At 38.3% G+C, this 15591-nt stretch carries 18 protein-coding genes; 8 read left to right on the top strand and 10 right to left on the bottom strand.

Annotated features, from left to right (window positions below; translation table 11 throughout):
- From AC07YC_RS14955 to AC07YC_RS14945, 3 genes are all read right to left on the bottom strand, one after another.
- Positions 1-1131: a glycosyltransferase family 4 protein gene (locus AC07YC_RS14955; RefSeq protein ID WP_494919790.1), complete on the bottom strand. Its 1131-nt coding sequence runs from the start codon at positions 1129-1131 to the stop codon at positions 1-3.
- Between the two features lie 10 nt (positions 1132-1141).
- Positions 1142-1777, bottom strand: a complete 636-nt coding sequence (locus AC07YC_RS14950; protein ID WP_494919789.1) for a sugar transferase — start codon at positions 1775-1777, stop codon at positions 1142-1144.
- A 141-nt stretch (positions 1778-1918) separates the two neighbouring features.
- Positions 1919-2368 (bottom strand): SACOL1771 family peroxiredoxin, encoded by a 450-nt coding sequence (locus AC07YC_RS14945; protein WP_494919788.1) that lies wholly within the window; start codon positions 2366-2368, stop codon positions 1919-1921.
- A 297-nt stretch (positions 2369-2665) separates the two neighbouring features.
- Between AC07YC_RS14945 and AC07YC_RS14940 the strand changes: the two genes are divergently transcribed.
- A complete protein-coding gene (locus AC07YC_RS14940) occupies positions 2666-3346 on the top strand; it encodes a 3-ketosteroid-delta-1-dehydrogenase (protein WP_494919787.1) in 681 nt (226 codons plus the stop codon).
- Between the two features lie 60 nt (positions 3347-3406).
- Here AC07YC_RS14940 and AC07YC_RS14935 read toward each other — a convergent pair whose 3' ends face one another.
- Together AC07YC_RS14935 and AC07YC_RS14930 are read right to left on the bottom strand one after the other, a co-directional pair.
- Entirely contained in the window at positions 3407-5020 is a 1614-nt protein-coding gene (locus tag AC07YC_RS14935; RefSeq protein WP_494919786.1) for a GNAT family N-acetyltransferase, read from the bottom strand.
- 142 nt (positions 5021-5162) lie between these two features.
- Positions 5163-6851 (bottom strand): FAD-dependent oxidoreductase, encoded by a 1689-nt coding sequence (locus tag AC07YC_RS14930; protein ID WP_494919785.1) that lies wholly within the window; start codon positions 6849-6851, stop codon positions 5163-5165.
- A 228-nt stretch (positions 6852-7079) separates the two neighbouring features.
- Here AC07YC_RS14930 and AC07YC_RS14925 point away from each other — a divergent pair, with 228 nt between their 5' ends.
- Complete coding sequence (locus tag AC07YC_RS14925; RefSeq protein WP_249660962.1) at positions 7080-7766, top strand: ZIP family metal transporter; 687 nt, start codon at positions 7080-7082, stop codon at positions 7764-7766.
- A gap of 69 nt (positions 7767-7835) precedes the next feature.
- Here AC07YC_RS14925 and AC07YC_RS14920 read toward each other — a convergent pair whose 3' ends face one another.
- Positions 7836-8897, bottom strand: coding sequence for an S-layer homology domain-containing protein (locus tag AC07YC_RS14920; protein ID WP_494919784.1), 1062 nt, complete (start codon positions 8895-8897; stop codon positions 7836-7838).
- Between the two features lie 334 nt (positions 8898-9231).
- On the opposite strand from AC07YC_RS14920, the gene AC07YC_RS14915 reads away from it, so the two are divergent.
- Positions 9232-10128 carry a multicopper oxidase domain-containing protein gene (locus AC07YC_RS14915; RefSeq protein ID WP_494919783.1) on the top strand — a complete coding sequence of 299 codons (897 nt, stop codon included), beginning with the start codon at positions 9232-9234 and terminating at the stop codon, positions 10126-10128.
- Between the two features lie 227 nt (positions 10129-10355).
- Positions 10356-11255: a 3-hydroxyacyl-CoA dehydrogenase gene (locus tag AC07YC_RS14910; protein WP_494919782.1), complete on the top strand. Its 900-nt coding sequence runs from the start codon at positions 10356-10358 to the stop codon at positions 11253-11255.
- A 49-nt stretch (positions 11256-11304) separates the two neighbouring features.
- On the opposite strand, the gene AC07YC_RS14905 is transcribed toward AC07YC_RS14910, so the two are convergent.
- Entirely contained in the window at positions 11305-11502 is a 198-nt protein-coding gene (locus tag AC07YC_RS14905; RefSeq protein ID WP_494919781.1) for a hypothetical protein, read from the bottom strand.
- Between the two features lie 3 nt (positions 11503-11505).
- Complete coding sequence (locus tag AC07YC_RS14900) at positions 11506-12012, bottom strand: sigma-70 family RNA polymerase sigma factor (protein ID WP_494919780.1); 507 nt, start codon at positions 12010-12012, stop codon at positions 11506-11508.
- 217 nt (positions 12013-12229) lie between these two features.
- Here AC07YC_RS14900 and AC07YC_RS14895 point away from each other — a divergent pair, with 217 nt between their 5' ends.
- Both AC07YC_RS14895 and AC07YC_RS14890 read left to right on the top strand, forming a co-directional pair.
- Positions 12230-12385: a YvrJ family protein gene (locus AC07YC_RS14895; protein WP_081936992.1), complete on the top strand. Its 156-nt coding sequence runs from the start codon at positions 12230-12232 to the stop codon at positions 12383-12385.
- A 107-nt stretch (positions 12386-12492) separates the two neighbouring features.
- On the top strand, positions 12493-12756 hold the full coding sequence (locus tag AC07YC_RS14890) for a hypothetical protein (RefSeq protein WP_235213695.1): 264 nt from the start codon (positions 12493-12495) through the stop codon (positions 12754-12756).
- A gap of 28 nt (positions 12757-12784) precedes the next feature.
- On the opposite strand, the gene AC07YC_RS14885 is transcribed toward AC07YC_RS14890, so the two are convergent.
- The gene (locus tag AC07YC_RS14885; protein WP_324729045.1) at positions 12785-13294 is read right to left on the bottom strand and encodes a GNAT family N-acetyltransferase; all 510 of its coding nucleotides are present in this window, start codon (positions 13292-13294) and stop codon (positions 12785-12787) included.
- 60 nt (positions 13295-13354) lie between these two features.
- Positions 13355-14203 carry a pyridoxamine kinase gene (locus AC07YC_RS14880; RefSeq protein ID WP_494919779.1) on the bottom strand — a complete coding sequence of 283 codons (849 nt, stop codon included), beginning with the start codon at positions 14201-14203 and terminating at the stop codon, positions 13355-13357.
- Between the two features lie 175 nt (positions 14204-14378).
- On the opposite strand from AC07YC_RS14880, the gene AC07YC_RS14875 reads away from it, so the two are divergent.
- Positions 14379-14930, top strand: a complete 552-nt coding sequence (locus AC07YC_RS14875) for an ECF transporter S component (protein ID WP_036120073.1) — start codon at positions 14379-14381, stop codon at positions 14928-14930.
- A gap of 141 nt (positions 14931-15071) precedes the next feature.
- Entirely contained in the window at positions 15072-15512 is a 441-nt protein-coding gene (locus tag AC07YC_RS14870; RefSeq protein WP_025116607.1) for a cell wall hydrolase, read from the top strand.
- Positions 15513-15591: the final 79 nt, after the last annotated feature.

The following is a 15591-nucleotide window of genomic DNA, read 5'->3' as shown; positions in this document are numbered from 1 at the left end:
TCAATCCCCTTTCTTTACGAGTTTAGAAACAGCTTGCTGATAGACCATTAATGTTTTTTGATACATCGGAGTAAACGTAAAATACTGTAAATAACGTCGTTCGCTCGCATTACCCATTTTTTCACTTAAGGTAGCATTCATTAATAAATGGTGGAGCCTCTGCTTCAATAATTCTTTATCCTCACGCTCCACTAAAAAACCATTGTCATGATCCACCACTAACTCTTTAACACCACCCACATTTGTTGCAACTATAGGGAGACCTATACGCATTGCTTCAATAATAGAGATGGGCAAACCCTCCCAATCTGACAACAAAACAAACACATCACTTTTCTCCAAATAGCTGTGTACGTCTAATTGATCACCCAAAAATTTTATGCGATCTGTTAAATTATGCTGTGCAACAAATTCTTCTAAAGCTGGCCGTAGAGAGCCATCTCCTATCAATTGAAGCTGCCATGGAACATCTGTCAGTTCTGCTAACGCCTCCAGCAATAGGTCCTGTCTTTTTGGCACTTCAAAACGAGCAACCATCACTATGACTGGCTGCTCCGTATAGGTCTTTTCTGTTGATGAATGACTGTCTATTGGGGCAATACCATTATGAATAGTTAGCAGTTTATGAGCTGGAGCAACCTTTTTCATGAGGGCTAGCTCCCGATCATAATCAGATACCGTTATAATTTTTGAGGTGAATCGTTGAACTGATTTTTCCATTCGATAATAAAGCACCTGTTTCTTTTGAGGAACACCTTCTGTAAAGCTCCAACTATGTGCGGTAAAAACAGTTGGGATACGCAGTAAACTTCCCACTATACGACCTATCACACCTGCCTTGGACGAATGTGTGGCAACCACATCAGGTTGTATGCTTTTGAAGACGGCTCTTAATTTTAAAAATGCTTGAAAATCCTTTGTTAGATGAATAGCACGTTGCATAGCTGGAATAGGAATAACCGTAATTTTTTCCTCTTGTAAGCGCCAAAGGGATGGCTGATAGGAGCCTGTCACGACAGTCACTTCATGGCCATCTTGCTTGAGCTGGATTGCTAATGCCTCCACATGCTTTTGCGCTCCACCGATTTTATCCATTCGTGTAATAAGCTGAACAATTTTCAGTACGGCCACTCCCCATCATTTAATAGGCACCCGTTCTTGCTACTACTACATAAAGAGTTTTCAAAACAATTTGGACATCCATCCAAAAGGAGTAATGATCCACATATTCAATGTCATATGAAATTTTTTGTCCATGGGAAATATTAGAACGGCCGTTAATCTGGGCAAGACCTGTTAAACCTGGTTTTACCTCTAGTCTCCTGGCCTGTAAATTGTTATAGGCATTTGTTATGATTGGAACCTCCGGACGAGGCCCCACAATGCTCATTTCTCCTTTTAATACATTTAACAACTGAGGAATTTCATCAATACTTAGCTTTCGAAGGACAGCACCTACTTTGGTAATCCGTATATCCTGTTCTACTTTAAAAAAATAGTCGTCTGGAATACCATTGGTACATATAGCTGGCATATTGACTGGAACTGCCTGTATACACATTGTGCGTAGCTTCCAAATAACAAAGCGGTGATGATCGAGGCCAGTTCGTATTTGTTTAAAAAAAATGGGGCGACCCGTTGAGATGAGTAAAATGAGGAATACAGCTAGCATTAGAGGAATTGTCATAAAAAGTAATAATAATGCCCCGATAATATCAAATATTCTTTTGCCATACTGACCATAGAATGTGAGATTCTTAGTTGTCGGAACGTGCACTTCACCATCCTTTGCATTTTTTTACTACTTAACACTATATATTCATTTTGAACATTTCTAGAACTATTTTAAGAAAAGTGCTTCTAGATGAAAAAAAGGAGTTATAACAGCGGCACTTGCTGAATAACTCCTTTTTTCTTATTATATGCATGCTCCTAAAATTTGGGCATCACATTCGATTATTACATTGCCTTTTAATGCCTTGCTAATCATACATGTTTGTTCCGCTTTTTGTGCAAAGCGAGCAATTTTGGTTTCAAGTTGTTCTGTTAAATTGGCCGTTACTATTGTAGGCTTATGAACAATTTTTTCATACGTGAACACACCATTTACTACACTGACATATCCTTCAGACTGTAGGGATAAATCGTGTACGGCCACTTCTGATCTTTCGAGAAGAGCAGCTAATGTAATTAAATAACAAGTCGCTGAAGCCCCTAATAGCATTTCATCTGGATTGGTACCAATGCCTGGTCCATCCATCTCCTGAGGAATAGAAATTTGCGTTTTCAGATTGCTAGCATTGATCGTTCCCGTACCATTTCTTCCATCCGACCAAGTTAAGTCCATTGTAAATTTATGCTGAACCATTTTATATCCTCCTTTACGTACATATGACCATGAAGAAAAATGCCCATTCTTCAAAGAAGACGAGCCGTTATCCGTCAATAAAAATAAGCAAGTTGCTTAAACGTTAATAGCGTATCCACTTTCGATATGACTGTCTCTAACTCTACCACATTCTAAACGCTATGCTCGAAATAAGCGTATCGTTTTAAAATAGGAATATTTTACTTGATCAAATAAAAACTAACTATTATTTCACAAAAAACAATGTGACAAATTTTATGGTAGAATAGAATAAATAATTCTTTAGGAGATTTTAAAATGATTTTAACAAAGCAAGAAGCAATACAGGCACTTAAAAAGAACAAGTTTATCGGTTTTACTATTACAACAGGTAATATTATTATGAAAAAGATGAATAAAACCGATTATAATATTTTTGTTTTTGAAGAAGGAAAAGAGAAACCATTACGTTATGTTGGTTCTATTATGAACGTTATGGCAACTATGAGTGATAAAGCTTCGAATAAGGATTTTGTCATTGTAGAACAGCTTCCAACTCAAAACAATGTTACCGAAACGCAAGCATCTGAAAACGAAGTGTCAGTCGAAGAGAAAGCTGTAGCATCAGAGGTAAAAGAAGTAGTCGTTGACGAGACAGAAAAAACAGCAGTAGTCATTGATGAAACAGAAGAAGTAGTCGTGGCCGTTGATGAAACAGAAGAGAGCCGTGCAATTGCAGGCTATGAAGATCTATATAAAATGACCGTAAGTGGTCGCATTATTACGGTACGTGAAAATCGTCCTTTAGCTCGTTGTAATGATGAATACGGCTTCCATATTGCACGACTTACAAAGAACGGAAAAGCTTCCAGTCATAATGTCTTTGAGCTGTGGAAAGAAACATTCCCTGAGTTAGAGCAAACTCAATTCAAAGGTGCCTTAAAAGCAAAATACGGGACAGGTTGTAAGCTAATCGATAAACCTGGTATCCATTTTTAATCCCATTCACTAAAATGTCTAAACAACAACCCTCAGTTGAAAACACTGAGGGTTTACTATTTATAAATGAAATTCTTTTCGCCAATTGAACAACTTCACGATGTTAATTTGAGCCACTTTATGAAATCCTGCATGCTTTAACTGTCGTCGTCTGCGCCGCTCATACCATGGAACTAACGTACAGACGGATCGCCCTTCACGCTGCACTTCCACAACTATTGCCTCTAATAGCTCGTTGTCATATTCTCGAATGAAAGACATATTGGCAGATAGCTCATACGTATAGCCACTCTCTTCTTCACGTGCTATTTGATCGTGCCTTCTATAGACGATTTGATCTCCATCACCAAAAAATTGATTTCCCTTATAAAAATGCGCTATATAAGCTGACCGCTCATTTATCATCATAATATCCTTCATTTGTAGCTCTTGAAAGGGCCTATATCCTTGATCGTGTTTTTGCTCCGCGATATAGATGTCTACTAGATGAATAGCAACGAATCGCTGAAAGGCTCCTTTTATCACTCGGAACCATTGTCTTATTCGAGCATGCTTTAGAAAATACAATAATTCCCCTAACCTGTCCCTCTTCCATTTCACAAGCTGGTGATTGCCTGTTAACTTCCCTTTCACCCGATCTCGTAATACTATCGATGACCGAATAAAGCGCTCCGTTTTGCCTTTCGTACTCATAATAAATTTTCGTGTAAAATCAATATCAGTATACCATTGAAACTTGTAGGGCTCATAGCCACTACCAAAATCATAGTAACGGAAGCCTAAATCTCGTGCCTTAAGCATATTTTCCTTTTCTATTAAACTGCCAGGGCCAAATCTATTGAAATCTGGCTCATGGCCCATCGCCTGACAAAAATTACGATCTCTACAGCATAAATCAATTGTAAAGCCAATCCAATGCCCTTCAAATTGCAAGCTATCAACCTCGACTCTAAATGCTTCATTAGAGACATCGGCCAAACGTTCATAAAACAATCGAGTCTGTGCTTCGGTAAATCTGCTTTTGTCCAATTTCTTACGCCATCTTCGCGTAAATAGCGTAAACATTTCATGAAAATGGCTGACGCCAACATCCTGAAAGTCCACGTGCCCAAGTAGTTTTAATTTCTTTTCATAACGCTTAATACTTTTAAACGTCTTTCGATGCTTTTTCAAAAAATCATCCAGTGTCATCGATTGAAAATCTATAAATGACGTGACGGTTCGAAATATAGAATAAGGCATCTGGTATTCTATCGCGTATTTCTCAAGCTCTTGGGAAGTATCTTTACTTTCAAGTAGACCATGCAACACGAGCAAATAACGCTTATATTTTTGCGTAAACACCTTTAATATATAATGAATAGCCCGCTCCAGCCATTGCTTCTCTGCTATCACTTCCATATAAGTCGCATACCCTTGTCCTAAAAAACCAAAGTGATGAATTTTACCAAATCCCACAGAATGAACTAACGGAAAAAATGCCACGGCCACACCTTGATGTTCGACTATAACTATTTCTACATGGTCATGTATACCAAGCGTTGCCCACCATGTTGTTACCCATTCGTATTCAATAAAAGGATTATTATTTTTTTCTCGTTCCAGTATACCTGACCAAGTCCTTCGATAGGGCTCTAACGTTTCCATTGAAGTGATTATTTTATAATCTAGCAACGCACTGAATCGCTCCCTTTTCCGTTATCATCATCCCTTATTTAGTAGCCACTATATTCCTAGCAAGAAAGTATTAGAACAGTCCATCAACATGAAACCCTCCCCATTCAATTGAACAGGAAGGGTTTTGGTTTCGTCCACACTAAACCTTTAAAAGTGGTTCCTCTATTTTGTTTACGGCATGGGCCATATGTGTCGTCGCTATATAGCTAAGTGTCATGCCAGGTCCAATCGTTGCGCCTGGTCCGGGATAGGTTTCTCCCATAATAGACGCCGAGCAATTACCTGAGGCATACAAACCTTCTATTGGTTGGCCATCCTTTTTCACAACACGAGCAAATTCATCCACTACTAATCCACCCTTTGTACCAATATCTCCCGGATACAGACGCAAGGCATAAAATGGAGCTTTCTTGAACTCTGCTAAATTAGGGTTCGGTAATGTCGGGTCTCCGTAGTAATTATCGTAAGCACTATCGCCCCGATAAAAGTCATCATCATGACCATTCTGTGCAAAGGTGTTAAAACGATCTACCGTTTTTACTAAGCTTTCTACTGGCACATCCATTTGCCTCGCAAGATCGTCAATCGTTTCGGCACTTTTCACGATCCCATGGTCATACCAGCTTTTTGGGAATGCTTGACCTGGAAACAGTCCCGTAAAAATATAACGACTTTTAGCAGCAGCATCAATAAGAATCCAGGAAGGTACAGCCTGTTTCGTCTGCTCCTGATGCTTGTACATTGTATCTACAAACTCATGATAGGGTGCTGCTTCATTGACAAAACGTTGCCCTGCACTATCTACAACCATCATATTTGGAACGCCCCGATCAGCCACAAGGAAGAATGGTTGTCCTTGTGGATCAATAACAGAAGGTGCTCCCCATACCTTATCCATTAAATCGAGAGTAGCTCCAATGTTCACACTAGGCTCAATGATATCCCCTGTTTGCCCCATAGGCGAAGAAGTCCACGCAGCATTAGTAGGAGCAGGCAAATATTTTTCACGCAGTGCCTGATTATGTGAAAAGCCACCTGATGACAAGACAACGCCTCGCTTTGCCTCTATCCGCTGCTCTTGTCCATTTCGTTCAACTATCACCCCAACAACTCTTCCATTAGTCATGATGAAATCTTTAAAGGCCGTTGATAACCAAAGCTCTCCATTTGCTTCAGCAAGTGATAATCGAAGACGTGCTACTAATGCTTCACCTAGCGCTACAGGCTCGCTCTTTGTCACCTTGGATTTCACTAAACGCACTCCTAATTTCAACGCAGTCGTTTTCCCTTTGAATGTTCGCGTCATCATATTGACCTTATGAAACTCGTAACTATTCATCGTAAAGCCTTTAGTGGATAAAGTTGCTCGACGCATTTGATCGGCCAGTGAGCCCATTTTTGTTAAATCGAAAATAAGAGGTTCAATGGAGCGTCCCTGCGACAAACCGCCCAATTTTTCAGGATAATAATCGGAATAGCCTTTGGCATATCGAAAGCGCATATGATTCGTTTTATTGTATAAAAATCGCAGCATCTCTGGCCCTCGTGTAATATAAGCTTCCTTTAATGCTTCAGGCACACGATCACCTATTGTGGAATCTAAATATTGGCGTGCAAGTTCATGTGAATCTGGGACACCTTCACCTTTAATAACATGATTATTGGGAATCCATAAGGCGCCACCAGAAATTGCAGAAGCACCACCGTAACGATCTGTTTTTTCAATCACTACTGATTTCAATCCTTGTAATTTTGCTGTTAAACCTGCTGTCAATCCCGCTGCTCCAGAGCCTACTACAACTACATCAAAACTTGCATCCCACTTCATTCAACCATTCCTCCCCTATGAGCTAAATCGATGAATATAATCTTCCTATTAAAAAGTATAGAATTAAACTAATTTTCAGTCAATTGAATATGTTCGCCATTTTCCTACATAAAGCTGGCATTCCATGTCAAGAAAGTTTGCTACAAGCATATTCAACTTTACATAGCATATATTTGGAAAAACGACTTTAAGTTTATGATGAGGCGGGGGATTTTACAGGTGAGTGCAATGATACTTGGTGGATTTCTATTTTTCAGTGTGAGCATAGGTGGCGCAATTGCCTGGATTTTCTCTAAGCTATTTCAACATACAACACAAGGGCTGTCATTATTATGCGGAGGTTTTCTAGTAGGCTTACTCGTTCTAGATATTATTCCTTCTTCATTTCAAATCTATCAATCATTCGGAATTATACTTGGGATTTTTATTGGCTATTTCATTTTCCAACTATTAGATACTTTATTTCATGCTTCTCATGCGCAAAATCCCTCTGTCTCTCTACTAACCCTTGCCATGATTATTCATACCATACCGATTAGTCTTACTGTCGGCAATTTACTTGGCAATGCAGCACTAAGTATTTCTCTCACAGCCTCCATTATTCTTCACCATGTTCCTGAAGGTTTTGCACTATCAACCGCACTCATTGCTCAAGGTGAAAGACTATGGAGACTTTTTATTTATTTCTTTATCTTTTCTATTTTCTTCAGTATTTTTATTTGGTTTGGGCAATATTGGGCCTTACCCGAAAAGGCACAGGGTGTCTTAATGGGCATTTCTATAGGTTTGATTGCCACAGCCAGCATTTCTGAATTCATTTTACATCAACTTAAGTATGTCTCGTTCAAAGCTTTTTTTATGTATCTCATTTTAGGCTATATGCTAAGCTATATTTTCCATACACTGGTTGAATAGGCTACAAGTTGTAAGAAAAAAGACAAAGAACAAGCAATCCACCAGCATAAAGTGGATTGCTTGTTCTTTTTATTCCTCGTCACTTAATTTCATTAAAGTAAGTGTAAGAATTTTTGAAACCTCTGCACGAGTAAGATTTCCTTTCGGATTAAACTTACCATTCGTACCATTTAAAATGCCCAATTGCTGCAATAAGCCAATAGCCTCTACTGTTTCCTTGCGCATTTGATTTTTATCTGTAAATGTATTGTTGCTGCTCACTTGAGAAAGATCCACTTCCATCGCTTGTAAATATCTTGCTGTCACATATGCCATTTCCTCACGTGTAACAGGTTTTTTTGGCTCGAATTGACTACCATCGTAAATATCAATTAAGCCATATTCTTCTAAAATGGCTACTTCCTTCGCACCCCAAAAACCATTAAGGTCCGTATATGTAGCTGGTCCTTCATAATCTTCATTTACATTTAAGCCTGATGCTCTGAAAATAATTGCTGCCAATTCTCCACGAGTCACTTGCCCATTTGGATTAAATGTTGTGGCAGATGAGCCATTAATAATATCTGCTTGATAGAGTAATTGAATATAACTCTCCGCCCAATGTCCAATTGCATCCTTGAAGTACCCACCTGGTTTTAACTCCACATCTGCACGAGCAAATACTAGCAACATTTCATTTAAATCTGCCGCACTAATTACTTCCCATTTATTTGCTGTATAGATTTCACTCTTAAAGCCATTTCCAGTTTGCGTAATTTTAATTTGAATTGCATTACCGAATGCCTTCTTAATTTCTTCAAAGTTTTCCTTAAACTCTTTTTCTCCTTCTGGATAAAGGTTTGTACCATCTTTATAAGATTGAAGAATCGCATCTAGTGAAATTTTCACGGTTATATTTGTTTTCGTTGTAACGATTGTGACCTCATTATTTTCGAAGCCTACTTTAGATAGCAATAATATTTTATAGATATCCTGATAGGACATCGCCTGTAATTGATCAGTAGCTGCAACAGTTTGCTTTTGTTGAATACTATTTGCAACACCTACTGCTTCCTGTGCATATGCCTGTCCGCCTAGTCCTCCTGTAAAACATACAATACTTAGTGCTCCCGCTAACATAATTTTTTTCATTACTATTTCCTCCTTCAATGTATAAGTTCAGTGTACTAAATCAATAGTTAGCATTTCTATAAAAAAATGTAAATTCTACAATAATTATATAAAAGACCTATTTTTGTCCTATTATATTAGAACTACTCTTTTTTTCACTTACAGCAAGGAGCAAAGAGAAATCAAGATAAATTTTTATGAATTTAAGTATATGATGGGTCATATACAAAACATGACTCCCCTATATATGCTACTAATGTAATAAATATGAATAATTGGGTATAAAGTAACTGGTCCTAGAAGTCATCACCATCCACATACAATAGTAGCAATCAAGCTTTCAGGAGGTTGCTAAATGGTTATTACCCCTGGTATTTCAGATTTGCCTTATAGGGTTCAAGTGGATGGAACAAAGTTTTTCACCTTGATTGCTGAGGAAATTACGTGGGAGCTCGTAGATGGGATACTTATTCAGGCATGGGGCTACAATGGTTCTACGCCTGGTCCGACCATTCGCGTTTTTCCTGGGGATCGTATTTGTATTCGGGTTATAAATCGGTTACCTGAAAAAACAAGTGTACATTGGCATGGCTTAATCGTGCCGAATGCTATGGATGGTGTACCACCTATTGAACCATCACCTTTTATTGAACCAGGGCATTATTTTGATTATCACTTTACGATAAAAAATCCACCTGGGACGTATATGTATCATTCTCATGTCAATGTAGCTGTGCAAGATAATGCTGGGCTATTGGGAGGATTTATTGTTGAAGATACGAGCAAACAGAACCTCTCACAGCAAAAAGATTATTTATGTTTATTACAGGAATGGGCAGTTGATCAATTGCCTTGGGGAACTCTTACAAAGGGCACATATCCTTTAAATTTTAAGAAACCAGAATTTAATTTTTTTACAATGAATGGGAAATGCTATCCATCCACCAAATCCTTCCCCGTAAATTTCGGTGATACCGTTAAAATTCGTTTTGGCAATATTCAAATGCATCACCATCCCATCCATTTACACGGTCATCAATTTCATGTTGTTGGCGCAGATGGCTTTCCGATTGCTCGTCATACACAAATTGCCAAAAACACTATACTTGTGGCATCTGGCGAAACGTGGGATATAGAATTTCTCGCCAATAATCCTGGTATTTGGCCTCTCCATTGTCATATGCCCCATCACGTTACCAATAATGGAGCTCCTGGTGTTGGGGGGATGTTTACAACAGTGAATTATGGTTAAGACATGGACAGCTTAGTTGCTGTTCTTTTTTATTTCTACAGTTATGTTTAGTCGATTTTGGGTACATACTTGAAAAGGAGCTATCCCACAAACTTTATATCATTATAATAATAGAGGCTATCATTTGATTTTTCATTGTCTAAAGAAGTAGTATGTAGTTGTAACGAAGGATTTTTTACATATCTACACTATTATATTAATGTAACAATTTCAAAGGAGGAATTTCGATGAATTATCAAAACATTACGGTCGCAGGTAGCGGTGTGTTAGGAAGTCAAATTGCTTATCAATCTGCTTTTAAAGGTTTTCAAGTAACCATTTACGATATTAACGACGAGGCGCTGAAAAATGCACAGGATCGTATTACAAAATTGAAACCACTTTATCAACAAGACTTAGGAGCTACACAAGAAGAAGTAGATGCTGCCTATGCTCGACTAACATTTAAAAGCGACTTAGCACAAGCTGTTGCCAATGCTGATCTTGTAATTGAAGCAATCCCTGAAGTTGTCCAAATTAAAACAGAATTTTATACGAACCTTGGCAAAGTAGCACCTGCAAAAACAATTTTTGCTACGAACTCATCTACTTTATTACCTAGCCAATTTGCAGAAGCAACGGGCCGTCCTGAGAAGTTTTTAGCGCTACATTTTGCCAATACTATTTGGAAAAACAACACAGCTGAAATTATGAAACACCCAGGCACAGATATGCAAGTATTCGATGAGGTTGTTGCATTTGCACGTGCAATCGGCATGGTTCCACTACCATTATATAAAGAGCAGCCTGGCTATATTTTAAACTCATTGCTCGTACCATTTTTAGATGCCGCTGAATCATTATTAGTAAAAGAAGTGGCAGATCCAGAAACAATCGATAAAACATGGATGATTGGCACAGGCGCACCTCTTGGTCCATTTGCCATCTTAGACATTGTAGGTATCAACACTGCTTATAATATTGTTGAAGCAAAAGCAACGGCTACGGGTGATGAAAACATGAAAAAGCTAGCCAACCTACTGAAAACAGAGTATATCGAAAAAGGTAAGCTCGGTCGTGCAACGGGTGAAGGCTTCTACACATATCCAAACCCAAGCTTTGCTAAACCGGATTTCTTAAAAGGTTAATGAAGAAAGAGCAATTGTCCGAGAACAAGGATAATTGCTCTTTTTTGGCTTATGTGAAGAAATCCCAAAAGCTAGGAGTATTGATAAATTCCTTTGTCGCAATTTTTTCAATAATCTTTAATTTAATCTCCTGTTCCAAGTCTTCTCTTTCCTGATAGCTTGTCTGATGGAGACATTGTTTAATTTTAGGTGAAAAATTCTCGATGAATAGAAGTGACTCCTCATTATAGTTATTTTCCCTGTCCATCCGTTATCCCTCCTCTTTACGAAGCTTTTGTTGTAGTTTTTGTAATGCCTTACGATGAAGATTTGATATATTTTGGGGTGTTGTTTGCAATGTTTCAGCTATCGCCTTTACCGAATAATCTTTCACATAAATCATTTCTAAAATTTGAAGCTGTTTATCCGTTAAGCCTTTCAAGGATTGAAAAAGCTCTTCATTTTCAACAGCGTCCAGTAACCCTTCTTGAATGATTTCATCCTTTCTCATCATCCCAGTCTCAAATAGTCCATCGTCTACAATTAATAAAAAACGGTCGTGCAATCTTCTCCTTTTTTTATCAAAATCCAAGCTATAGAAATAAATTAAATTACTGACATATTTTATTTTTTGAACATTTATATAATGTAATTGAAACGTCTCATCAACTCTTTTCATATTACAATCGGTTGGATATAAAATCGCTTTTTCAACTAAATAAAGATTTGTAGCATTAGCCAAAAAACTTTTGATAATCGGATTTTTTATCTGTTCCATATTTCTGCAAAAAAAATCTTCGACCTTGTAGTTATCGTTTTTCATTATCATCACTCCTATCTATCCGCCTTCTTGCTAAATAAAGTGACTATCATCTATCTATTATAAACCAAAATAAGAACAAATGTTCCTAAAAATCAAAATCATATTGATTTTATGTCACTTACAATCACTTTTACATACGTAAGACACAATATTGGTGAAGGAGGAAGATGTCATGCTAACACCCGAAAATATTCAAATGTGGATAAACCTAATTGGTAATTCAGGATTCCCAATTGCCATCACCATCTATCTCTTTGTGCGATTTGAAAAGAAAATGGAAAATTTAGAAGCTGTCATCATAAGAAGGTTAAATAAAAACGAGGAATAGTAAAAAAAACACGGCAGCATTCTTTTAATGAATGCTGCCGTGTGATTTCGCACTGCTCGTGCATACAATATATGTAAAAGTAAATATTTCTGAGATGGGAGGGGATTATGATTACTCACAATACAATGGTATCAGCCGATATAGCCATGACCATTTTTTTCATGCTAGGCATTACTTATAATTACTTTTATGATTCATTCCCCATTCAAATTGAATACTTGGGCAATCTTGTATTTTGGCTGATACTCCCATTATCAATTATTATTGTTGCGCTAAGCATTTGGTTACTGACAAAGAAAGTAACCATGGTTAGCTCTTTATTGGCATTTTCTTTAGCGGTCATTACTATATTTATTTTATTGTTATATTGAAATTCGCTTAAAAGCCTTTGAAGTTTGATTACTTCAAAGGCTTTACATATAGAACCATATAATCTTCATCAAAGCATTGCTGGTCTATTTTTAAAGCTCTTTTCTCTGTCCCAAATATTTGAAAACCTAATGATGTGTACAGTCCTTTTGCCGATTCATTAGAAGATACTACGGTTAAATTAATTTGCTCTACATCTGCTAATTGTTTCCCTTGCTGGATTATTGCTTGCATTAAACGTTTACCTAAGCTAAGCCCTCGCTTTTTTGGAGACACATACACGGCAAAAATACTCGCCTTATGCTTTAGCTTCATTTTGCTTTCCTGCACCAATGTAGCAACCCCAAACAATTCATCCTGATCAAATGCTCCGAAAGTAAAAGAACCTTGTGCTTCCAGTCTACTTGCAAACAACTCAAGCGCCATATCTCTTTCCTCTTCAAAACTTGAACCAAATGCCTCAGGATTTGTTTGTAATCCCTCTAATCTTAACTGACGATATGCCTCAGCATCTTGTGCTGTTACTAACCTAATTTCCATATATCTTCTCCTCCCCTTTTTACTAATTAACGAACAATGTTTGAAAACGGTAAAAACTTTCTAAACTAACAGCCGTAAAAACTGTTCAAAATGAACGCCTGCCTCACGAGGCACTTGCTCCTTGGATGTCGCCTCAATAGCAGCCGCTAAAAACGACTCTGCTAGCTTCATGGACTCCACTAAATCCTGCCCACGCATCATACCGCCCATAATAACAGATGCAAATAAATCACCCGTGCCCGAGTAGCTTTCACCATTATAGTCACGAATGCTATGGAAAGAACGGTTCGCATCGATAAACATATTCCCGACATAACGCTTGCTCTCCACTACAGGTGGATTTAAGCCAGTAATAATGACATGTGCCCCCGTGGCCTGCTGGAGCTGCTGCCCCGCCTCCTCTAGTGTCTGAATATAATCCCTTTCATGCTGATAGCTTTGCAACCTCTCAAACGACATGCCAGTGAGCAAACAACATTCCGTCACATTAGGCGTAATAATATCTGCACACTTTACTAGCTCCTTCATCCGTTCCAGTAAGTCACCTGTAAACATTTTATATACCTCACCATGATCACCCATGACAGGATCAACTAGCAAGGTCGTATCCGTTGAGTGAAACACGCCTAAAAATCGGAAAATATTATCGATTTGCTCTTTACCTGTGACAAAGCCCGTGTGAATACCGTCAAAGCTAGCCCCAAGTTTGCTCCATTCATCCACAAAGTAGTCCATTTTTGAGGTTAAATCCTCACAATAAAAGCTCGAATACCCTGTTTGTGCCGTTAAAATGGCAGTTGGCAATGGCACAGCCTGCACGCCCATCACAGATAATACAGGGATGGCAGCCGTTAGCGAGCACTTCCCAAAGGATGACATATCCTGAATTACAGCCACTTTTTTCATCATACATTCCACCTAACTCATCCTGTTTATACTCACCTCATCGTATCACAATTAGAAAGATGCGAAAATATCCTCCAACTGACCTCTAACTATTTTATAAAATTGACACTTTCATAATAGTCAGTCCTTTGCTAAAGTAAAAATCATCAAAATATTCATCATAGTGAGGAAGATAAAGATGCAAAATATACAAAGATCATCCTATATAAGACCACGCACGAAAACATTTGATTTAGTCATTACAGCCATTTTAGCGGCACTTGTTTTCGTTGCTACCATGTTTATTAATCTTAAACTACCATTTGGTCAAGGTGGACTGATTCACTTAGGGACGTCCATGCTATTCATCTCAGCCATTTTATTTGGACCTAAAAAGGGAGCACTTGCGGGAGCCATCGGAATGGGCTTATTCGATATCGTAGGCGGCTGGTTAATTTGGGCACCCACTACTATTATTTCACGCGCACTACAAGGCTTTATCGTTGGTAAAATTGCCTGGTCAAAGGGATATAAAGGCGACCATATTGGTTTAAACATTTTAGGGGCTGTAGTATCCATGCCCGTAATGATTGCCGTTTATTATATCGGGCAAGCAATTATGTTCAATAGCTGGATTGCACCATTAGCATCCATTCCTGGTGATATTATTCAAAACGTAGTTGGGCTAATTATCGCTATTCCCGTATGTGTCGTACTGAAAAAAACACCCTATTTCAAAAGGAATTTTTAATAAAAACACGCCATCCTGCTCCTTCATTTTGCAGCACGAATGGCGTGTTTTCTTTGCTTCTACATAGAAAAAACAGGTGATTTTCAGGATAAAGTGACATTCGCCTCGATCATTTTCATACTATATGGTGGAGGTGGTAAAATGCCAAGAGTAAAATACCGCGATGCAGACGTTGCTTTAATGGCAAGGATGATGCGAGCTGAGGCTGAAGGTGAAGGACAGCAAGGGATGTTATACGTGGGCAATGTGATTGTCAATCGAGCTGTCGCATCTTGCTTGGACTTCAACGACGTGAGAACTATCGAGCAAGTCATTTATCAAGTACAAGGAGGAAACTATTCGTTCGAAGCCGTCCAAAAGGGCAATATGTTTTACCAACGTGCAAGAGAAACAGAAAAAAGATTAGCCAAACAGAACTTAGACTTCTGGCGTCAGCACCCAGCCAAATACGCCCTTTGGTACTTCAACCCATATGCCCCATGTCCCCCAACATGGTACGGTCAACCATTCACAGGTCAATTTAAAAACCATTGCTTCTATGAACCTGCACCAGATACTTGTGAAAGTGTTTATATGGGGTAGCTTGTAAATTCAATTAGTTGGCATAGCGTTTTTTAATTTAATAACCACTCGACTAACTACTAGCAAGATTATGTCACTG

The sequence above is a fragment of the Lysinibacillus sp. GW247-5R2A genome, from assembly GCF_059424475.1.
This window is presented reverse-complemented; position numbering and strand designations above follow the sequence as displayed.